Source organism: Streptomyces sp. NPDC089919 (genome assembly GCF_040684615.1).
GTDB lineage: Bacteria > Actinomycetota > Actinomycetes > Streptomycetales > Streptomycetaceae > Streptomyces.
Map to the genome: position 1 here is coordinate 170298 of NZ_JBFBGK010000002.1, position 20724 is coordinate 191021.

Here is a 20724-nt window from a genome sequence, read left to right on the forward strand (position 1 = left end):
CTGTCACCTGCATAAACGTCTCGGCAGGGCTGACACGCTCACCTTCGGGTGAGGTTCCCCGGTGGTGCCGCGCCCGCCCGTCAGGGTGACCGGCATGTTCACCACCGTCCTGCGGCGCCGTGCCGCGGTCCTCGCCCTCGCCCTGTCCGCCGCGGTGTTGCCGTCCGCCGCGGCCTCCGCCACCCCCGACGCCACCTCCGTCGCGGCCGCCCCCGCCGCACACATCGCCCTCACCGGCCACACCGCGCCGGTGGGGCACCCCGGCACGCCCGCCGCCCCGGCCACCGCGGCCTTCCTGGCCGCACCGGCCAACTCCTGCCCGCGGGTGACCGACCACCTCTTCGCCGCCACCGACCGCCGGACCGACCTGGACCGGATCACCCCCTCGCCGTCCTGGCGGATCAACTGCAAGCAGCTCTACCGCTCCGACAGCCGGCCCCCGTCGGTGGTCTTCGAGTCCGGCTTCGAGCCCCGGGACGTGATCAACGGGCAGTACGACATCGAGCAGTACGTACTGGTCAACCAGCCCTCGCCGTTCGTCTCCACCAGCTACGACCACGACCTGTACAAGACGTGGTGGAAGAGCGGATGGAACTACTACATCGACGCCCCCGGCGGGATCGACGTGAACCAGACCATCGGCGACACCCACAAGTGGGCTTCACAGGTGGAAGTGGCCTTCCCCGGCGGCGTGGCCACCCGCTTCGTCGTCGGCGTGTGCCCCGTCGACAAGGAGAAGAAGACCGAGATCATGGAACTGTGCCAGGACAACCCGCACTACGAGCCCTGGCGCGCGGCCTACCCGGGCTGAGCCGGTGAGCCCCGGACCGGCCGCCCGGCCGGTCCGGGGGCGGTGCCGGTTCGAGCGGCCGGGGCGTCAGCCCCCCGCGCGCCGCCGGCCGAAGCGCCACAGCACGTGGACCACCCGCAGCACGAAGACCACCACGGCCAGGCCGTAGCCGGCGGCCAGCAGGACGGGCTCGACCGCCTGCGGGAGCGTGAACAGCAACACCGGTCCGACCAGCGCCCCCCAGACGAGCGCCGCCGCCAGACAGGCGCTCACGAAGGCGTACCCGATCTCGACCGTGATCGCGTCCCGCCGCTCCTGGTCGGTCTGCCCCCGGGCCCAGGTGTCGCCGTGCCCGCCAGGGTCGCCCGTACCCCCCGAAGTCCCCATAGACGTAAGGGTGTCACAGACGCCCGGCGAACATCAGGGCGCCTAGATCCGGGACTTCTCCACCCACAGCCGCGCCACCGAGGCGTCCCCCGACACCGCGGACCCCTCCAGCGGGCGGCGGTTCCACAGCGCGGCGTACAACCACTCGGCCGGCGCGGTCAGTTCGCAGTCCGCCGGGCCGTCCTCGGTCCGCTCCACCGACAGCGGCTCGGTGGAGATCCGGGCCGTCCACACCGCACCCGTGTCGGTGGCGCGCACCCGCAGCACCCGGACCGGCCCGTCCTGCGGGACCCGCAGCCGCGACCAGGCCTGGACGTGGAAGACGCTCAGCAGCTCGTCCACGCCGTCCGCGGCGAACTCCGCGCCCACCGGGGAGAATGCACCACCGAGCGCCGACTCCGCGTCCAGCCGGTGCACGGCCGTCTCGTGCGCCTGGCGGCGGGCCCAGAAGCCCAGCGGCGCCACCCCGGGGACGAAGGTCCAGCAGTCCAGGTCCGCCGGGGCCGCGGCCAGGGTCTCCACCAGCGCGGCGTGGCCCTCCCGGAACCAGCCGATCAGCTCGGCCCCGGACAGCTCCGGCGCCGGCTCCTGGGCCGCGCGCTCGCGGACCGGCTCGCCGACGATCCGGGCCGCCCAGCGGTGCACCGCGCCGGTGTGCTTCAGCAGGTCCGCCACCTGCCAGCCCGGACAGACCGGCACCGGGGCGTCGGTACCCGCCCGCTCCGCCGCGTCCGCCAGCGAACGGCCGTTCAGTTCGAGGTACTTGATGTGCTCAGCGATCTCCATGCGGCCGAGTCTGCCACCCGCCCGTGACAGCACCCGTCCGCGATCGGCGGGATCCGGCCGCACCCCGGCGGGCCGGATCGGACCGGTGGCGCCGGTGCGGGGACCGGGCGCCCCCGCGGGCCCGTCCCCGCACCTCAGCGGCCGGGATCCAGCCCCGTCATCCGCAGCGTGAGGTTGAGCCGCCCGGCCGGCAGCCCGGTGGCGGCCGGGTCGCCGGTACCCGGCAGCACCCGCAGCACGCCGTGGTACGCGTACCGCGACGGGCCGCCGAAGACGAACAGGTCGCCCGAGGACAGCTCCAGATCGGTCCACGGCCGGCCCCGGCCCTCCGGGTTGCCGAAGCGGAAGACGCAGGTGTCGCCGATGCTCAGCGAGACCACCGGCGCCCCGGACCGCTCGTCCTTGTCCTGGTGCATGCCCATCCGGGCGTCCGCGTCGTAGAAGTTGATCAGCGCGGTGTCCGGTGCGTAGCCGTCACCGGCCGCCGGGTCCTCGTACGCCGCGCACAGCGCCTCCCGGCCCAGCTCGGCCAGCCACTCGGGGAAGGGCGCCACCCGCGCGCCGTTCACGTCCTCGGCCGTACGGGCGTACCGGTACGGCAGCCAGTGCCAGCCCAGGCAGACGGTCCGGGCCGACATCTCACCGCCGCCGGGCAGCCGGGTCCGGCGCATCGGCACCGGCCCCCGGGCCCAGTCCCGGCAGGCGGCGACCAGCTCGCGCCGGCGGTCCTCGCCGAGCCACCCGGGCACGTGCACCGCGCCCGGGGCCGGCGAGGTGCGCGGCAGCGGGAAGAGCCCGCTCATCGGTGACACCTCACACCCCCCACCGTAATCCGGCCGCGACACCGCGCTCCCGGCCACCGGAGAGCGGCACGGATGCGGGTCTGTCCCTGGATCATGCGAGGATCGGCGTCATGAACGGCGAAGCGGCCCCGCGGCGGGTGGGGGATGTGTCCACGCGGACCAGACTGGAAAGAGGACGCGGAGCACTGGGACCGGCGCTCGAACTGGTCCACACCGGACGGGCCCCCACCCGGGCCGTGCTCACCGCCGAACTGGGCGTGACCCGGGCCACCGCCGGAGCCGTCGCCGCCGAACTCGAAGCGCTCGGACTGATCCGGGTCGACTCCCGCCCCGGCGGCGCCGGCGGCTCCCAGGGCCGCCCCTCCCACCGGCTCTCCATCGACGAGCAGGGCCCGGTGGCGCTCGCCGCGCAGGTGCACCCGGACGGCTTCCGGGCCGCCCTGGTCGGCCTCGGCGGCCGGATCGTCGACACCGCCCCCGGCTGCGTGACCGTCTCCGCCGACCCGGCGCAGGTCCTCGGCGAGGTGGTGGCCGCGGGCGCCGCGCTGCTCGCCAAGAGCGGCCGGCGCTGCGTGGGGGCCGCGCTGGCCGTCCCCTCGGCCGTCGCCGAACCGGACGGCACCGCCCTCAACCCGCTCCACCTGGCCTGGCCGGCCGGCGCCCCGGTGCGGGACATCTTCACCGACTGCGTGCGCGCGGCCGGCATCGAGGGACCCGCCCTCACCGGCAACGACGTCAACCTCGCCGCCCTCGCCGAGCACCGGCACGGCGCCGGCCGCAGCGCCCAGCACCTGCTGTGCGTGGCCACCGGCCACCGCGGCGTCGGCGGCGCCCTGGTCCTGGACGGCCGGCTGCACACCGGCAGCTCCGGCCTGGCGCTCGAGGTCGGCCACCTCACGGTCAACCCGGAGGGCCGCCCCTGCCACTGCGGCGGGCGCGGCTGCCTGGACGTCGAGGCCGACCCGCTGGCCTTCCTCACCGCCGCCGGCCGGCACCCCGGCCCCGAGGTCTCACTCCTCCAGCAGGCCCGCGACCTGCTGCGCACCGAGTACGCCGACCCGGCCGTACGGCACGCCACGGAGGAACTCATCGACCGGCTCGGCCTCGGGCTCGCCGGCCTGGTCAACATCCTCAACCCGGACCGCATCATCCTGGGCGGCCTGCACCGCGAGCTGCTGCACGCCGACCCCGAGCGCCTGCGCGCCGTGGTCGCCGACCGCAGCCTGTGGGGCCGCAGCGGGGGCGTGCCGATCCTGCCCTGCACCCTCGACCACAACAGCCTCGTCGGCGCCGCCGAACTGGCCTGGCAACCGGTCCTGGACGACCCCCTGGGGACGCTGGCTGCGGTGGGCGAGTAGGCGCCGGCCAGGCTGGACGCGCCAGCCGTGAACGGTCGCCGGAGTCGCAGGTGGGGCCGGCGGGTGGCCACCCGTCTCACGACGGCGCGAGTGCAGCTGCCAGGCGTACGCCCGAGCGGGTGAGTGGTGTGCGTTCGGGGTCCGGGTGGAGGATGCTCACCGGCCGCAGTGGCGGGGGAGCGGCCACGGCCACCGGGAGGACGAACCACACGACCTTCCCGCCCCGGCCGTCCGCCGCCTCGGCGGCGGCCAGCGGCCGGGCGCCCCAGGACTCGCTGACGGCCTCCAGCAGGGCCAGCCCGCGCCCCGAGGTCTCCAGCGGGTCCGCGGTGCGCACCTGCGGCAGCCGTGGGTCCCGGTCGCGCACCGAGACCGTGAGCCGGTCGAGCTTCAGCTCCAGCTCGACGGTGCAGGACTTGTCCGGCGCCGCGTGGCGGTGGACGTTGCTCAGGAGCTCCGTCACCCCCAGCGCGGCCCGGTCTATGAGCGGGTCCAGCTGCCAGTAACGCAGTTGTGCAGAAACGATTCTGCGCACTTGCCCTATCCGCGCCGGGAGCGCTTGGAGCTCCACTGCGCAGTGCCTGCTTCGATGACTGATCACGGCTGCGACTCCCCGAAATGAGGTCCGGAAGAAGACGACGATCCGATCCAGCACGTGCTGACCGCGAAGGCGGTTACCGCATGTGATCCGGTGCCCGGCCGCCCGGTGCCACCCGGGGCCCCGGCGGTCCGGCCGCGAACGGCCCGGTTCACACCGTCACCGAAGGTGCACCCTGGGTGACGCCATCCAGCGTCACCCGGTGGGCGGTCCCGCGCAACTCGCGGTACCGGCCCCGCGGTCCGTCAGTGCGGCGCCGCCCGGGCCCGCTGGACGGCCTCCACGAAGCGCGTGGCCGGCAGCCGCAGCCGGTAGCGCCGGCCGTTGATGCGGGCCACCGCGCCGCCCCGGCGGGCCGGCCAGGTGCGGACCGCGCGGACCGCGCGCAGCGGCGCGCTGTCGATCTCGCGGTCACCGCTGGTCAGCAGCTCGAGCCGGCCGTCACGGATGAGGACCTTGCCCGCCCGGGTCAGGGCGCGCGGCCAGCGCTCGATCCGGACGCCGATGGCGCTGAAGTCTGGGTCGGCCATGGTCGGATCCCCCTTCGACAGAGGCAGTCTGCCGCGCCCGGGCCCGGTGCACCAGGGGGCGTGCAAGGGTCTCTTCGGCCGTGTGCCCGGGCCGGCCCGGCCCGTTCCGGAACCGCCCTCAAAGCGATCCGCATGGATCCCCAAAGTGAGCGTTTGCGCAGGTGGGAGAGGTACATTGCGCAGCAGGGGGAACGAACGCACGGAGGAGTACGGAACATGAGTACGACCGGACAGTCCGGGGTCGCCGCCCCGCTCGCGACGGTGGACGTGGACCGCAGCGATGCGGAGTACCGGGCGTGGCTCAAGGAGGCCGTGCGCAAGGTCCAGGCCGACGCGAACCGCTCCGCCGACACCCACCTGCTGCGCTTCCCGCTGCCCGAGGAGTGGGGGATCGACCTCTACCTGAAGGACGAGTCCACCCACCCGACCGGCTCGCTCAAGCACCGTCTGGCGCGCTCCCTTTTCCTGTACGCGCTCTGCAACGGCTGGATCCGGCCCGGCCGCCCGGTGATCGAGGCCTCCAGCGGTTCCACCGCCGTCTCCGAGGCGTACTTCGCCAAGCTGATCGGCGTGCCCTTCATCGCGGTGATGCCCCGCACCACCAGCGCCGAGAAGTGCCGGCTGATCGAATTCCACGGCGGCCGCTGCCACTTCGTCGACGACCCGATGAAGATGTACGACGAGTCGGCCTCGCTCGCCGCCGAGACCGGCGGCCACTACATGGACCAGTTCACCTACGCGGAGCGGGCCACCGACTGGCGCGGCAACAACAACATCGCCGAGTCGATCTACCAGCAACTGCGCCTGGAGCGGTACCCCGAACCGGCCTGGATCGTGGCCACCGCGGGCACCGGCGGCACCTCGGCCACCATCGCCCGCTACGTGCACTACATGCAGCACGACACCCGCATCTGCGTCCCGGACCCGGAGAACTCCTGCTTCTTCGACGGCTGGACGCAGCACGACCCGCTTGCCCACAGCGACTGCGGCTCGCGCATCGAGGGCATCGGCCGCCCCCGGATGGAGCCCAGCTTCGTGCCCGGCGCGATCGACCGGATGATGAAGGTCCCCGACGCGGCCAGCGTCGCGGCCTGCCGGGCCCTGGAGGCGGCGATCGGCCGCAAGGCGGGCGGCTCCACCGGCACCGGGCTGTGGAGCGCCCTGCGGATCGTCTCCGAGATGGTGGCCGAGGGCCGCACCGGCAGCGTGGTGACGCTGCTGTGCGACCCGGGCGACCGGTACCTGGACAAGTACTACTCCGACGCCTGGGTCCAGGCGCAGGGCCTGGACCTCGCCCCGTACGCGCAGACCCTCGAGACGCTGCTGGCCACCGGCGTCTGGCGGGAACCGGGCGCCTGAGCGGCCGTCACGGCTGACCGGCCGGGACGGCGGGACCCTCCCCGCCGCCCTCGGCCGCCGGCTGCCGCAGCCGGCGCCGGATGACCGGCAGCAGCCGCTCCGGGCGCACCGAGCGGTCCGGGAACCAGTCCGCCGCGCCGGCCGCCAGCGCCCGCTCGGCCGATCCCGGCAGCTCCCGCCGGTCGAAGGCCACCACCGGCAGCGGCCCCGGCCGCGCCGGCCCGGCCAGCGCCCCGACCAGGGCCGGCCCGTCCACCCCCCGGGCCGAGACGTTCACCAGGACCAGCGCGGTGGCCGGGTCGGCGGCCTCGTGCAGCGCCGAGGCCATCCCGTCCGCCCACGCCACCCGCAGCCCGTACCGCTCGAACTCGGCGGCCAGGGCGAAGCCCGCGATGGCGTCGTCGTCCACCACCAGCACCCGCTGCCCGGCGAACCGGTCCGCGGGCGCCGCCGCACCGTGCTCGGCCGGCTCCCGGTCGTACGGCGCGAAGGGCGGCACCGGCCGGACCGGGGCCTCGGTCCGGTCCGCCACCAGCGGAAGGTAGAGCGTGAACTCCGAGCCCCGGCCGGCCTGGCTGACGGCGTGGATCTCGCCGCCCATCAGCCGGGCGATCTCCCGGCTGACCGGGAGCCCCAGGCCCGGCCCCGCGGGGCTGCCGTCGCCGGCCCGGCCGGCGTGCGCGAAGGCCTCGAAGACCACCTGGAGCTTGCCGTCCGGGATGCCCACGCCCGTGTCGGCCACCCGGAAGGCGACCAGTTCGGGCACCGGCCCCGGCCCGTCGGCCAGCCGCTCGCGCACCTGGAACGGGACCTCCGTCCCGGCCGGGCGGACGTCCAGCAGCACCGACCCGTGCTCGGTGAAGGTCACCGCGTTGGCGAGCAGGCTCCCCAGGATCTGCAGCAGCCGCCGCTCGTCGCTGCGTAAGGTCTCCGGCAGGCCGGGCCGCAGCCGGATCTCGAACTCCAGGCCCTTCTTCCCGCACAGCGGCTGGAAGACCGCGTCCAGCTGGTCCGCCAGCTGGAGCAACGGCACCGGCCCGGGCACGATGTCCAGCTGGCCGCTCTCCGCGTAGTGCAGGTCGAGGATGTCCTTGAGCAGCCGCAGCAGGTTGTTCCCGGCGCCCAGGATCACCTCGGCGTACTCGGCCTGCTTCGGCGTCAGGGTGCGCTCCCGGTCGTCGGCCAGGTCCCGGGCGACCGTGATCAACGCGCTGAGCGGGGTGTGCAGTTCGTGCGACATGGTGGCCAGGAACTGGCTCTTCTGCTGGATGGAGACGGTCAGGAGTTCGTTGAGCTCCTCCAGCATCGCCGAGCGCTGCTGCAACTGCGCGGCGACCTCCTGGTACTTGGTGAGCTCCACCTCGGTGCGCTGCTGCATGACGATCGCGGCGGCGCTGCGGTCCACGAACTCCTTCATCAGCTCCGGGACGTCCGCGCTGCGCTCGCCCAGCCAGCGGCCGGCCTCCTGCACCCGGGTCGCCGACAGCAGGTCGCCGTCCGCGGCCCGCTCCTCCACCACGGCCAGCCACTGCTGGAACTCGGCGTCCTCGTCCACCCATTCGGCCAGCCGCCGCCACTCCCGGATCAGCGCCTCGTGGGCGATCTCCGCGGTGTCCGGTCCGGTGCTGCCGAGCACCGCCAGCCGCCGGTCCGGCTCGGCCAGCTGCTGCGCGATGTGCCAGTCCCGGCCCAGGTGTTCGCGCCGGGCCGTCACCCGCACCGCGCTGCTCGCGCCGCCCCGGGCCCGGACCATCGCCAGCAGCACCCGGCGGATCCTGGCCTCCTCCAACTGCTGCGCCAGCGCCCGGTAGGCGTCCTCGGCGTGCCGGTTGAGGGCGCCGGAGACCCCGCCGAGCGCGTGGTACGCGTCGAAGGTGATCCGCCGGTCCTGCTGCATCGGCCACAGCTCGGTGAGGGCGAACTCCAGCAGCGGCAGGCTGCCCGCGGCCTTGGCGGCCTCGGCCGCGATCGCCTCCGCCACCCCCGGGCTGTACGCCACCCCGGCCAGCTCCGCCGGCTCGACGATCACCCGGGTCAGGGCGGTCTCGTCCAGCGGGGAGACGTTCAACTGCCGGTCCTGGAGCCGGGGTCCGACCGCCGGCAGTTCCAGCAGGTCCGGTAGGAAGTCCGCCCGCAGCGTGCACACCAGCCGCACGGGGGAGTCCTCGGGGGCGTCCGGCGGCGGCAGCAGCCGCTCCAGGAACCGGGCCGTCCGCCCGGGGTCCGCCCCGCTCAGCACCTCCTCGAACTGGTCGCCGACCAGGGCGAGCGAGCGTCCGGTCAGCACCGCCAGCCGGGTCGCCACCGGCCAGAACCCCTCCTCCCGCAGCGCGCGGGCGCGGCCCTCGAGCTGTTCCAGGCTGTGCCCGGCGCCGGGGTGCTCCAGCTCCAGCAGTGCCCGGGCCAGTGCGTCGTACGGCGCCGTACCGGGCCGGAAGGAGGCCACCGCCCAGCCGTCGGCGGCCAGGGCCGGCTCCAGCCCGGCGGCCACCAGCGAGGACTTGCCCACCCCGGAGGGCCCGGTGACCACGACGAAGGGCTGGCTGCGGATCATGTCGCGCAGCCGCTCCACCTCCCGCTCCCGGCCGACGAACACCCCGTCCCGGGCGTCGGCGGCCGTGAAGGCCCGCAGTCCCCGGTAGGGGCAGGGCGGCAGCACGCTGCGCTCCAGCACCTGCGGCCAGGCCGCCGCCACCTCCGGCAGCGGCACGGCGTACGCGTCGGCGTTCTCGCCGCCCCGGCTGGCCACCGCCAGCATCCCGGCCACCGCGTCCCCGAAGCGGTCGGCGACGATCACCGGGGCCCCGCTGTAGCCCGGCTGGGTGCGCAACGCCGACTCGCTCGCGGTGTCGAGCTGGACCAGGCCGCCGCCCACCGCCCCGCGCAGCACGCAGGAACTCCAGGCGCCGTTGGTGCCGCGCGGGGGAGTGCCGGGGTAGCCGAAGACGGCCGCGGTGCGCCCGTCGGCCAGCCCGGCCCGCGGGTCCACCAGCCGGGCCGGGCCCGCGCCCACCGGCAGCGTGTCGCCGCCGACCAGCACCAGACCGGCCACGTCCCGGCCCGGGCCGTGGCCGCCGGGCGGCGGATCCCAGGCGGCCACCCGGCAGTTGCGCAGCGGAGCGCCCTCGGCGTCGCCGAGCAGCACGAACTCCACCTGCACCCGGTCCGTCTCGGCGGGCCGTCCGGGCTCGGCCTTCGGCCGGCCCAGCGCGACGTTGACGACGTGCGCGCAGGTGACGATGTGCTTCTCGGAGACGACGAAGCCGACCCCGACGGCGGTGCCGGTGCTGCCGAGGCGGATCTTGACGACGAACCCCTCGCGACGGGCCGCCATCCGGGTCAGGAGCGGTGCCAGACGAGCCGGACGGCGAAGTTCACCTCGGCCGTCCCCTTGGCGACCACGACCCCGGTCTCGCCGCCCATCTTCAGCCCGAACTCGATCTCCGCCTCGTCGGGGGCCAGTTCGCGGACGGTCCGGGCCACCTCGGCCAGCGTCGGACGCACCTGGTCCAGCGCCTCGCGCACGGACACCCGGGCCCGGCCCGCCAAGCCGCCGGCCGCGGCCAGCTCCAGGTCGGACTCCGACACCAGCTTCTCGTCCACCTCGAAGACCACCGGTGCGGCGGTGCCGCCGTCCCCGAGGTCCATCGCAATGAGCTCTCCCACGCACGCCCCCACACGCCGGGACCGGCAACGGTCCCCCCTCGCACCGACAGGGAACATCCTGGGGCACCCGCAGGGCGTCGCGCAGCGTTATCCCCCGACTCGGCGGCGGGCCCGGCCGGAGCCCGCGGGTGCGGTCCGGGCGGTCCCGGTCGGGGGGCCGGGTCAGGGGGTCCGGGCAGCGGCGAGCCGGCGGTCCAGGGTCTTGACCGCGTCGCGGAAGGAGCGCCCCAGGCCCGCCCGGGCGGCGCCCAGGCCCAGCCGGAAGGGGGCCGAGCCGGCGGCGGCGAAGGTCCACTGGACGCGGGTGCCGGTGCCGGCCGGGGCCAGCCGCCACTCCTCCAGCAGGGCGTGCAGCCCGGGGACGTTGGTCTCGTCCACGCGGTAGGCGTAGCGCAGTTCGGGGTCCGCCGCCATGACCGTCTCCTGGAAGCGGACCCCGCCCACCAGCCGTACCTCCCGGCCCGCGCCGCCGTGCGTGGGGCGGGCGAGGGAGACCGCCCGGAACCACCGGGGCCAGCCGGTCACGTCCTCGGCCAGGGCGCGGTAGACCGCCTCCGGCGGGGCCGCGGCCCCGGTGGCGAAGACCAGCCGCACCGGTGCGGACTCGATGAAGTCGATCCCGACGGGCCTCAGTCGGCGAGCCATGACGCCAACACCCCCAGATAAGTGAGACAAGAGCGAAAGGGACGGCCGGCAGCCTAGCTGGCGGAGCGTCAGATGTCTGCGCGCCCCCGGATACTGGGCAGCCGCCCCGACCGGCGGGATGCTGGTGGGACGCGCTGCGCCGCTCTCCGCGGCGCCCCGCCCAGGACCCGCCGCACGGACCGGAGGTGCCGCCGTGACCCCTGACCCCGGGCCCGCCGTCCCGCGGGAACCGGCCCCGGCCGCACTGGAACTGCTGGTGCACGGCGTCGGCGGCGCGGACCCCGCCGCGCTGCTGGACGACCCGCGCACCGTCCGGATCACCGGCGACGCCACCGCCGCCGTCTTCCGCCGCACCGACGACGCCGACGCCGAGACCCGCCCCGAGCGCTTCCCCGGCCGGCCGGTCCCCGAGGCCTACGTCTGGTCCCGGCTCACCTCCGGCAACGGCACCCGCGCCCTGTGGCTGCTGCTCCTGCCCTTCATGGTCGCCAACCTCGCCCACTGGGCCCGCCCGGCCGCCGCCCCCGGCGGCCGGACCGTGCGCGCGTACGGCGTCCTGGTCCGGCTGCTGGCGCTGAGTCTGACCGTCCTGCTCACCGCCGCCGCCTGCGAGGTCGCCCTGGACCTGGTCGCCTGGCAGTGCGCCGGCAGCCCGCGCTGCACGGCCGGCCGCTCCTGGCTCGGTCCCCTGGAGCCCGCCGGCGGCGGGTGGTGGTCCGCGCCCGGCCGCCGGCTCGCGCTGGCCGCCCTGGTCCCCGCCGCCCTGACCGGCCTCCTGTGGTACCTCTCCCACCGCACCTGGAGCGCGTACGAGTCGCAGCGCCCGCCCGCCACCGGGAGCTGGCCCGAGGACCCGGACGAGGACCGGGCCGGCATCCCCGCGCTGGGCCGGCCCGGCTTCTGGTACGGCCGCCGGCTGGTCGCCCGGCTGCGCGCCGCCCACACCGCCGCCGGACTGCTGACCGTCGCCGCGGCCCTGGCCGGCGCCCCCGCCCGGCACGACCGGGGGCCGGCCGGCAGCCCCGGCTGGGCCCTGGCCGGCCGCGCCGCCGAGGCCCTGACCGTCCTGGGCCTGGTGGTCTGCACGGCCGTGGTCTGCCGCCGGGGCCGCAGCGAGGGCCGGGCCGACGACCGCTTCGACCGGGCCGTGGTCAGGGCGCTGCCGGGCTGCGCGCTCGGCCTGCTCGTCGTGGTCCTCGGGTACGCGGCCCGGTCCCGGCCGGGCTGGAGCGCGGAGGGCCGGCTGCCCGGCGACCGCAGCTTCGGCCTCCTGATGCTCCTCCAGGGCCTGTTGGTGCTCGCCCTGGCCGGGGCGGCCCGCCGGCTGCACCGCCGGGCCCCCGATCCGGGGGCCGCCCTCGCAGGCCTGGGCGGCCCGGCCGTCGCCATGCTCGCCTGCGCCCTGGGCGGGGTGATGACCGGCGGGGTGGCCCAGTGGGTGGCCGACTGGCTGGACGGCGGCGCGAGCCCGGGCGAGCCGGGCAGCCCGCTCGCCGGGCCGCCCGTGCTCCTTTCCTGGCAGGCCGCCGTGCTGCCGCCGGTCCTGCTGGTGCTGCTCGCCCTGGCCGGCTGGTTCGGGGTGCGCGGGGCCCTCGCCCGGCGCCGGCTGGCCCCCGCCGTCGCCGCCGAGTACCCGGGCGAGGAGCCGCAGGAGGCCCGCAGCCGCACCATCGCGGGCGCCCGGACGGCAGCGGCCCTGACCGACACCGCGCCGTGGTTCGTCGCCGCCGTCGCCGGGGTGACGCTGCTGCTCGGCGCGGGCGCCCTGGCCGGGGCCCGGCTCACCGACGCGGTGCCGGGCGAGGCCGCGAAGGGCGCGTACCCGCCCCTGGAGGCCGCGGCCCGGGGCGCCCAGGCCCTGGGATCCTGGCTGATCGGCTTCGGCTTCCTGGCCTTCGTCACCTGGGGCCGCCGCGCCTACCGCGACGCCGCCGCCCGCCGCACCATAGGGATCCTCTGGGACGTCGGCACCTTCTGGCCGCGGGCCGCCCACCCCTTCGCCCCGCCCTGCTACGCCGAGCGCGCGGTGCCCGACCTGACCTGGCGGATGACCTCCTGGACCGAGCGGACCGGCGGCCGGCTGGTGATCTCCGGGCACTCCCAGGGCAGCGTGTTGGCCGCCGCCGCGGTCTGGCAGCTGCCGCCCCCGGTGCGGGCCCGGGTCGCGCTGCTCACCTACGGCTCACCGCTGCGCCGGCTGTACGGGCGCTGGTTCCCGGCGTACTTCGGCCCCGGACCGCTGGCCGCCCTGCACCGGGAGGTGCACTGCTGGCGCAACCTGTGGCGGGCCACCGACCCGATCGGCGGCCCGGTGCACGCCGGCCCGGACCCGGCCGGCCCCGGGGCGGGCCTGGCGGACGTGGACCGGGGCCCGCTCAAGGACCCGCTCGCCTACGGCCGGACCCGCGAACACCCGCTGCCCGCACCCGTACTGGGCCACTCCGACTACCAGGCCGACCCGGTCTTCGCGGCCGAGCGGGACGCCCTGCTGGCCCGCCTGGCGGTACCGCAGCCGCAGGCGGACCCGGACGACCCCACGCTGCCCGGCCCGCGCGCCGCGGCGCCCCTCACACCGGCCGCGGCAGATCCTCCGGGAACAGCAGCGTGAGCGTGTCCGTACCGGCGTCGGCCAGCTGCGCCACCCGCCCGGCGTGCCGCTCGACCATCGACTCGAAGGTCTGCCGGGCGGTGCGGCCGTTGCCGAAGCCGGGACCCTTGGGCAGCTCGCGGAAGTACGACAGCAGCGCCTCGGGGGTCCCCTCGCCGAGCCGGTACTCGTGCTCGTCGGCCTGCTGGCGGACGATCCGCAGCAGTTCCTCGGGCGCGTAGTCCCCGAAGGTGATCGTGCGGGAGAAGCGGGAGGCCACACCGGGGTTGACCGCCAGGAAGCGCTCCATCTCGGTCGTGTACCCGGCCACGATCACCACCACCTCCTCCCGGTGGTCCTCCATCAGCTTGACCAGCGTGTCGATGGCCTCGCGGCCGAAGTCCCGCCCGGAGTCCTCGGGGGCCAGCGCGTAGGCCTCGTCGATGAAGAGCACCCCGCCGCGCGCCCGGTCGAAGACCTCCTGGGTGCGGATGGCCGTCGACCCGATGTGCTCGCCGACCAGGTCCACCCGCGAGACCTCGACCAGGTGGCCGCGCTCCAGCACCCCGAGGGAGGCCAGGATCTCGCCGTAGAGCCGGGCGACCGTCGTCTTGCCGGTGCCGGGGGAGCCGGTGAAGACCAGGTGGCGGCGGGCCGAGGCGGCCTTGAGCCCGGCCTGCTGCCGGCGCCGGCCCACCTCGATCATGTCGGTGAGCGCCCGGACCTCCCGCTTGACGTCCTCGAGGCCCACCAGTGCCTCCAGGGCTCCCAGCACCTCGGCCGGCACCCGCCCGGCCGCGGCCCGCGGCTCGGGTACGGCGGCGGTGCCCGCCCCGGCGCCGCCCGCGGCGGGACTCTGCACGGCGGTGGCGGTCAGGGACGGCCGGGGCTCGGCGGCGCCCGCGCCGCCGCCCGCGCCGCCGGTGACCCGGACGCCCGCGGCCGCTGCGCCGGTACCGGCCGTGTCGCCGGTGCACCCCTCGGCCAGCGGTCCGTCCTCGGGGAACTCGTAGCCGCCCCGGGTGCAGCGCTCGGTGTGGCAGCGGGTCAGGGTGGTGCGGCAGCCGTCGAGCACGTGGAATCCGAAACCGCCGCTGCCGGTGACCCGGCAGGAGGTGAAGGTGCCCCGGCCGCCCGCCGACACATAGAAACCTGCCTCGGCCGCTTCCGTCACGGAGCACCGCTCCACGACCGGATCGGCGCCCTTGGTGACGATCACACCGGTCTGGACGGTGTCGATCGTGCAGTTGGCGAGGGTGCCGCCGCTGCCGTGGTCCCGGAACCACGCGCCGGTGGTGGCCTCCCGGATCCGGCAGTCGTCCAGCTGCGCGTCGGCGCCGTCGCTGACCGAGACGGCCGTACTGCGCACCTGGGACAGGTCGCTGTCCACCACCTCGGCGCGCGAGCCCCGGTCCAGGACGAAGACCGCGTCCGGGACGTCGTGCACCCGGCAGGAGTCGAGCTTGGCGCCGGCCCCGTCGCTGATCCACACCGCGGGGTAGTCGCCCGTGCTGTCGTGGATCTCGCAGCCGTACGCCTCCACGCGGGTGCCCGGGTCCCACACGGACAGGCCGTTGCGGCCGAACCGGCGCACCGTGGTGCGGCTGAGCGTGAGCACCGAACGCGAGCGCAGGTCCACGGCGTTCTCCGGGACGTCGTGGATGTCGCAGCCGTCGAGCGAGAGCACCGCGTCGGTGTCCAGGGTGACCCCGTCGGCCGAGGTGCGGTGCACGGAGCAGTCGGTGAGCCGGGCCGCGGCCCGGCCGGTGATCTGCACGCCCGCGCCCTTGATCTCGTACACCTCGCAGCCCAGCGCCTCCAGCCCGGAGCCCTCGCCGGTGACGCACAGGCCCGCGCCGGAGGCGTGGTGCACCCGGCACCGCTCCAGCCGCGGATGCGCGCCGCCGCGCACCGAGATCCCGCTCTGCCCGGCCGAGACCACCTCGCAGTCCTCGAACACCCCGCCCGCGCCGTCCAGCAGGGAGATGCCGACCCCGGCCGGGTTGTCGACGGTGCAGCGGCGCACCACCGGCCGGCCGGCCCCGCGCACCTCGATCCCCGCCGAGGAGCGGGTCACCACCCGCAGGTCGGTCAGCTCGGGGGCGCCGTCCTCCACCAGCAGCGCGGGGGCCGCGGTGTCCTGGCCCTCCACCCGCAGGTCCTGGAGGACGGCCGAGGCCAGCAGGGTCAGCGCGACCCCGTCCGGCGGGGCGATCCGCACCGAGCCGGCCGAGCCCTCCGGCCCGCGCAGCACGACGGCATGACGGACCACCAGGTTCTCCCGGTAGGTGCCGGGGGAGAGGGAGAGGACGTCGCCGTCGCCCGCCGCGGCCAGCGCCGCGGCCAGCGTCGGGTACTCACCGGTCCGTCGCCGCCATCGCGAGGTACCGCCGTACGTGACCTGGACCGTGCCCTGTGCCATGGTGCTGCCGTGCCCCCGCTTCGTACTGAAGTCCCTGCGCGCGCGGCGTGCGTTCCGCCGCGGGCCGCTCCACCGTAGCGCGCGCGGGGCCGGGGGGTCGCCAGGTCAGCTGCCCGCGCCCGTCCGGCCCCAGTCGGGTCCGGCCGCGGCCCACGCCCGGTCCAGGGCCGCGTACCGCCGATGGGTGAGCCGGCGTACGACCAGCCGGCGCAGGGTGTCCACCAGCGCGGCGACCGCCGCGGCGGCCGCGAAGCCCGCCAGGGCCGAGTGCGCGGCGGCGGTGGCGGAGTCCAGCGGCGGGTTGACGACCCGGCCGTGGTCGTCGGTCCACAGCGTGAACTGCCGCCCGGGCACCGGCGGTCGACTGCCCGCGGCGGTCAGGGTGGCGGAGTGCCGGCTGCCGTCGGGGGCCGTCCAGGAGGCGCGGAAGCGCGGATGCGCGGGGGACTGCTGCCGGGCCGCCGGCTCGGCGCTGACGGCCCCGGGCGAGAGCGCCGCGGGCCGGGTGACGGTGGCGTGCACCAGGGTCCGCTCGGCCCGCTGGGCGTGCACCGCCTGCTGGAGCGTGCCGTCCACCCGCAGGCCGGCCAGCCACCCCGCGGCGGGGGCGGCGAACAGGAGGCACAAGAGGGCGGTCAGCGCCACCCAGGCCTCGACGAGATCGGTCTTCCTGCGCAGCGGATTGCGCCGCCAGCGCCAGACGCCCATGGCTGTACGCACGGTACGGCACCCCCTTCGCCTCCGCCCCAGCGTCCCCCAAAGCCGCCGACCGCGCATCCGGGGCGGCGGACGCGGGAGCCCCCTCCTGAACGAACCCGGAGGTCAGCCGGTTCCCGTTCGTCGGGGGGTTGCTTGAACCTGGACCGTTCGTCGAGCCGGTCCGTCGTACGGGTCAGTCCAGGACGCGCACCTCGTCGCCCAGCCGGACCGTGCCGGTCGCCACCGGCACCAGGAGCTGGCCGAAGATCAGGCGCTTGCCCTCGGCCCGGTGCCGGGCCAGGGTGCGCAGCGGCTCCTTGCCGCGTTCGGCGGTCGCCTGGTCGGTGGTGGTGATCACGCACCGGCCGCAGGTGCGGGCCACCCGGAACTCCACCCCGCCGACGGCGAGCCGCCGCCAGTGGTCCTCGGCCCAGGCCGGAGCGCCGGAGACGACCACGTTGGGGCGGAAGCGGTTCATGGGGAGCGGGCCCTCTTCGGCCCGAGTGCCCTCGGCGATCAGCGAGTTGAGGGCGTCCAGCGAAGCCGAGTTGGCCACCATCACCGGAAAGCCGTCCGCGAGGCTGACCGTCTCGCCCGGCAGCGCGAAGTCAGGGTTCACCAGGCGCCGCAGGTCCGGCCGGTCCAGGTGGACCAGGCGTACCGGGGCGCCGAGGAACGCGCTGAACCAGTCGTGCGCCGCGTCGTGCGCGAGCGCCGCCTCGATCTTCTTCCCGAAGAGGATGAAGGGCACCAGCTCGATCACCGTCGGCGGCAGGATCTCCAGCGGGTCCATGCCCGGTGCCGCGACCGCGACCGCGCCGTCCGCCAGCGGCCGCGCCGAGGCCAACGCCAGCCGCGGCTGCTCGCGTTGGGTCACCGCCTTGCCGTCGGCGTCGACCACGGCCCACCGGCGGTCGCCGGCGGGCCCCCAGGGCTCCACGGTCATCACCTCGGGGGCCACGCCCCCGAGGGACTTGACCGGATGGATGTGGAGCGCCTGTACGCGCAGGGTCGGCATGGGGGCAATCCTGCCAGGTGGTCAGCCCGGCCCGAAGCCCCCGAAGCCGCCGGCCGCACCCCCGCGGGCGGCCGGCTCGACGGTCCGCTCAGTAGCCGCGCCCGGGGTACGGGCGGCCGTACTGGTCCTCGTAACCGGCCGGGGCCGGCGCCTGGGCCGGGACGGGCCGCGGGGCGGCCGGGCGCATCGCCTCGTAGCCGGTGGTGGCCACCGGCCGCGGGGGCTGCTGCGTTGCGTAGCCGCGCTGCGGCTGCTGCTGCGGGAAGTAGGGCGCGGGCGCCTGCTGCAGCGGCATCGGCGCCGGGGCCTGCTGCTGGTACGGGTAGCCGTACCCGCCCGTGGAGCCGCCGCTCTGGTAAGCCGGGACCGGCGCGGCCGGCAGCGCCGGGAGGGCGGCCGGGAGCGCGGGGAGGTTGTTGCTGACCGGATAGCCGTGTCCAGCCGGTTCGTACGCGGCGGGCACCCGGATCGGCGCGATTTGAGGAGTGCCCCGCTCGGCGACCAGGGAGTCGTAGATGGGGGTGTCCGGGAAGGACGGCGCGGAGTAGTAACCGCCGCCGTAAGAGGCGCGGGGGGACGTCATGGACATAAGTTAAGCCCACTGGTTCACCCGGTCTATAGCCCGGCTCCGGGAACACCGCGATGACCTGCGAATTCGCAGGTCAGTGGAGCTCCGTTCACTTGACGCACGCGTGAACGTTTCGTCACCTCCGTCCCCCTCTGTTCCCACTCGTACCGCCCGGTAAGTCCAGAACGCTGACGCTTTGTCAAATCGACGTCGCGGTCCGTGACGCCGTGTTTTGGCGCGGATTTGACGGGTCCGGGGCCGCCGGGAGCGCGGCGCGGCGGCTCAGGCGTCACTGGGCCGCGGGTAGGTGCGCCCCTTCCAGGCCGCCCCGCGGCCCCGGTAGTGCTGCACCGCCGAGTCCACGGTCATCAGGAGGTACAGGAACGCGGTGAACGGCAGCAGCGGGGCCAGGGCCGGACCCAGCCGGTAGTACCGCAGCATCGGCAGGTAGGTGCCCGTCATCACCAGCCAGGCCAGCCCGCCCGCCCAGGCGGCCACCGGGCGGTCCGCCGCCAGCCCGGCGGCCAGGGTCAGCGGGGGAGCGAGGTAGACCAGCGCCAGTCCGGCGACCGTACCGGCCAGCAGGACCGGCCGGTGGCGGAGTTGGGCGTACGCGCTCCGGGAGACCATCCGCCACAGATCGGACAGGGCCGGGTAGGGACGGACGCTGTCCACCCGCTCCGCCAGCCCCAGCCAGATCCGCCCGCCGCCGGCCTGGACGGCCCGGGCGAGCGAGACGTCGTCGATCACCGCCTGCCGGATCGACTCCGGCACCCCCGCCCGGACCGCGGTCTCCGTCCGCAGCAGCACGCAGCCGCCGGCCGCGGCGGCGGTCCGGGCGGCCGGCCGGTTGATCCGGCGGAAGGGGTAGAGCTGGGCGAAGAAGTAGACGAAGGCCGGCACCACCAGGCGCTCCCAGAAGCTCGCCACCCGCAGCCGGGCCATCTGCGAGACCAGGTCCAGCCCGTTCGACTCGGCCGCGGCGACCAGCTCGCGCAGGCTGTCCGGCTCGTGCGCGATGTCCGCGTCGGTCAGCAGCAGGTACTCCGGCTCGCCCTGCGGGGCGGACCGGGCCAGCGCGATGCCGTGCCGCAGCGCCCACAGCTTGCCGGTCCAGCCCGGGTCCGGCTCGCCCGGCGAGCTGACCGTGAGCGGCAGCCCCGGCGCCTCGGCCGCCAACCGCAGGGCGAGGGCGCCGGTGCCGTCGGTGCTGCCGTCGTCGACCAGGTGGACCACCACCTCGCCCGGATAGCACTGGGCGAGCAGCGAGGGCAGGCTCAGCGGCAGCACCGCGGCCTCGTCCCGGGCCGGCACCACGATCGCCACCGACGGCCAGCGCTGCGGCTCCCGGCGCGGCGGCAGCCGGACGTCCGTCCGCCAGAACATCCCCTGGCACAGCAGCAGCCACAGCCAGACGGCCAGCGAGAGCAACGCGACGACGGTCATCCGTCGCAGTCTGCCGGACGGGGCCGTCACCGCAAGGGCACGCGGGGCATGTCGGGCGCGTCGATTAAGGTGGCCCGGTGAAGATCGCGCTCATGGACTCGGGAATCGGCCTGCTGGCGGCCGCCGCCGCGGTGCGCCGGCTGCGACCGGACGCCGATCTGGTGCTCTCCTCCGACCCGGACGGGATGCCCTGGGGACCCCGGACGCCCGCCTCGCTGACCGAGCGGGCGCTGATCGTGGCCCGGGCCGCCGCCGAGCAGAAGCCGGACGCGCTGATCGTCGCCTGCAACACGGCCTCGGTGCACGCGCTGGACACGCTGCGGGAGGAGCTGGAGCCGGAGATCCCCGTCATCGGCACCGTGCCCGCGATCAAGCCGGCCGCCGCGCGCGGCGGCAAGGTCGCCATCTGGGCCACCCCGGCGACCACCGGCAGCCCCTACCAGCGGGGCCTGATCCGGGAGTTCGCCGGCGGCGTCGAGGTCACCGAGGTGCCGTGCCCCGGTCTCGCGGACGCCGTGCAGTGGGCCGACGAGGCGGCCGTGGCGCGCTGCGTGGCCGCGGCGGCCGCGCTCACGCCGGCCGATGTGACGGACGTCGTACTCGGCTGCACCCACTACGAACTCGTCTCGGACGCCATCCGGAGCGCGCTCGACGCCCGCCCCGGCGGCGTGCCGTACACCTTCCACGGCTCCGCCGACGCCGTCGCCGCCCAGGCCCTGCGCCGCCTGGGCGCCACCCCGGCCCCCGCCGCGCCCCGCACCGGCACCCTCACGGTCCTCCTCACCACCCGCCCCTCCCCCCTCCCCGAGGAAGCCCGCACCTACCCCGAGGGCCGCACCCTCCTCTCCCCGACAACCGTCTGACCCCTGCCGCTCCTCGCTCACCCGATCCCAGCCCCGCCGGCGTTTGAGGCGACCGTCGCGCAGCGGCGGTGCGGGCCCACCCAGCCGCGCGGCGTTTGAGCGCACCGTCGCGCAGCGGCGGTACGGGGGATCCGGGGGCGGAGCCCACCGGTTTCGGGAAGGGGCGGGGTGGGGTCTGGCTCCGCGCAGCGGCCGGGCC

Annotated in this window: 18 protein-coding genes; 5 read left to right on the forward strand and 13 right to left on the reverse strand. The window is 75.8% G+C overall.

Features of this window, described 5'->3' with window-relative positions; translation table 11 throughout:
• Positions 1–94: 94 nt before the first annotated feature.
• Entirely contained in the window at positions 95–811 is a 717-nt protein-coding gene (locus AB0O40_RS01860) for an ADP-ribosyltransferase (RefSeq protein ID WP_365034564.1), read from the forward strand.
• Between the two features lie 66 nt (positions 812–877).
• On the opposite strand, the gene AB0O40_RS01865 is transcribed toward AB0O40_RS01860, so the two are convergent.
• The 3 genes from AB0O40_RS01865 to AB0O40_RS01875 all read right to left on the reverse strand — a co-directional run bounded on the left by AB0O40_RS01865 (position 878) and on the right by AB0O40_RS01875 (position 2766).
• Positions 878–1177 (reverse strand): DUF6332 family protein, encoded by a 300-nt coding sequence (locus AB0O40_RS01865; protein ID WP_365034565.1) that lies wholly within the window; start codon positions 1175–1177, stop codon positions 878–880.
• 42 nt (positions 1178–1219) lie between these two features.
• Positions 1220–1963: a maleylpyruvate isomerase family mycothiol-dependent enzyme gene (locus AB0O40_RS01870; protein ID WP_365034567.1), complete on the reverse strand. Its 744-nt coding sequence runs from the start codon at positions 1961–1963 to the stop codon at positions 1220–1222.
• Positions 1964–2097: 134 nt separating this feature from the next.
• Complete coding sequence (locus AB0O40_RS01875) at positions 2098–2766, reverse strand: alpha-ketoglutarate-dependent dioxygenase AlkB (RefSeq protein ID WP_365034569.1); 669 nt, start codon at positions 2764–2766, stop codon at positions 2098–2100.
• 110 nt (positions 2767–2876) lie between these two features.
• Here AB0O40_RS01875 and AB0O40_RS01880 point away from each other — a divergent pair, with 110 nt between their 5' ends.
• Entirely contained in the window at positions 2877–4124 is a 1248-nt protein-coding gene (locus AB0O40_RS01880) for an ROK family protein (RefSeq protein WP_365034571.1), read from the forward strand.
• 76 nt (positions 4125–4200) lie between these two features.
• Here AB0O40_RS01880 and AB0O40_RS01885 read toward each other — a convergent pair whose 3' ends face one another.
• Together AB0O40_RS01885 and AB0O40_RS01890 are read right to left on the reverse strand one after the other, a co-directional pair.
• Entirely contained in the window at positions 4201–4725 is a 525-nt protein-coding gene (locus tag AB0O40_RS01885; protein ID WP_365034573.1) for an ATP-binding protein, read from the reverse strand.
• Positions 4726–4967: 242 nt separating this feature from the next.
• Complete coding sequence (locus AB0O40_RS01890) at positions 4968–5252, reverse strand: hypothetical protein (protein ID WP_365034575.1); 285 nt, start codon at positions 5250–5252, stop codon at positions 4968–4970.
• Positions 5253–5468: 216 nt separating this feature from the next.
• On the opposite strand from AB0O40_RS01890, the gene AB0O40_RS01895 reads away from it, so the two are divergent.
• Positions 5469–6611 carry a PLP-dependent cysteine synthase family protein gene (locus tag AB0O40_RS01895; RefSeq protein WP_365034576.1) on the forward strand — a complete coding sequence of 381 codons (1143 nt, stop codon included), beginning with the start codon at positions 5469–5471 and terminating at the stop codon, positions 6609–6611.
• A 7-nt stretch (positions 6612–6618) separates the two neighbouring features.
• Here AB0O40_RS01895 and AB0O40_RS01900 read toward each other — a convergent pair whose 3' ends face one another.
• From AB0O40_RS01900 to AB0O40_RS01910, 3 genes are all read right to left on the reverse strand, one after another.
• A complete protein-coding gene (locus AB0O40_RS01900; protein ID WP_365034578.1) occupies positions 6619–9945 on the reverse strand; it encodes an ATP-binding protein in 3327 nt (1108 codons plus the stop codon).
• A gap of 5 nt (positions 9946–9950) precedes the next feature.
• Positions 9951–10277 (reverse strand): CU044_2847 family protein, encoded by a 327-nt coding sequence (locus tag AB0O40_RS01905; protein WP_365034580.1) that lies wholly within the window; start codon positions 10275–10277, stop codon positions 9951–9953.
• Positions 10278–10439: 162 nt separating this feature from the next.
• Positions 10440–10922 carry an SRPBCC family protein gene (locus tag AB0O40_RS01910; RefSeq protein WP_365034581.1) on the reverse strand — a complete coding sequence of 161 codons (483 nt, stop codon included), beginning with the start codon at positions 10920–10922 and terminating at the stop codon, positions 10440–10442.
• A gap of 193 nt (positions 10923–11115) precedes the next feature.
• On the opposite strand from AB0O40_RS01910, the gene AB0O40_RS01915 reads away from it, so the two are divergent.
• Entirely contained in the window at positions 11116–13530 is a 2415-nt protein-coding gene (locus AB0O40_RS01915) for a hypothetical protein (RefSeq protein ID WP_365034583.1), read from the forward strand.
• Here AB0O40_RS01915 and AB0O40_RS01920 read toward each other — a convergent pair.
• The 5 genes from AB0O40_RS01920 to AB0O40_RS01940 form a co-directional block, all read right to left on the reverse strand.
• Positions 13490–15931, reverse strand: coding sequence for a right-handed parallel beta-helix repeat-containing protein (locus tag AB0O40_RS01920; RefSeq protein WP_365034585.1), 2442 nt, complete (start codon positions 15929–15931; stop codon positions 13490–13492). The two genes, AB0O40_RS01915 and AB0O40_RS01920, sit on opposite strands and share 41 nt — an antisense overlap.
• Before the next feature lie 105 nt (positions 15932–16036).
• The gene (locus tag AB0O40_RS01925; RefSeq protein WP_365034586.1) at positions 16037–16651 is read right to left on the reverse strand and encodes a hypothetical protein; all 615 of its coding nucleotides are present in this window, start codon (positions 16649–16651) and stop codon (positions 16037–16039) included.
• Between the two features lie 172 nt (positions 16652–16823).
• A complete protein-coding gene (locus AB0O40_RS01930; protein WP_365034588.1) occupies positions 16824–17648 on the reverse strand; it encodes an MOSC N-terminal beta barrel domain-containing protein in 825 nt (274 codons plus the stop codon).
• An 88-nt stretch (positions 17649–17736) separates the two neighbouring features.
• On the reverse strand, positions 17737–18231 hold the full coding sequence (locus AB0O40_RS01935) for a DUF6643 family protein (protein WP_365034590.1): 495 nt from the start codon (positions 18229–18231) through the stop codon (positions 17737–17739).
• Positions 18232–18498: 267 nt separating this feature from the next.
• The gene (locus AB0O40_RS01940; RefSeq protein ID WP_365034592.1) at positions 18499–19662 is read right to left on the reverse strand and encodes a glycosyltransferase; all 1164 of its coding nucleotides are present in this window, start codon (positions 19660–19662) and stop codon (positions 18499–18501) included.
• 77 nt (positions 19663–19739) lie between these two features.
• Between AB0O40_RS01940 and AB0O40_RS01945 the strand changes: the two genes are divergently transcribed.
• Entirely contained in the window at positions 19740–20525 is a 786-nt protein-coding gene (locus AB0O40_RS01945; protein WP_365034594.1) for an aspartate/glutamate racemase family protein, read from the forward strand.
• The last annotated feature ends 199 nt before the right edge of the window (positions 20526–20724 follow it).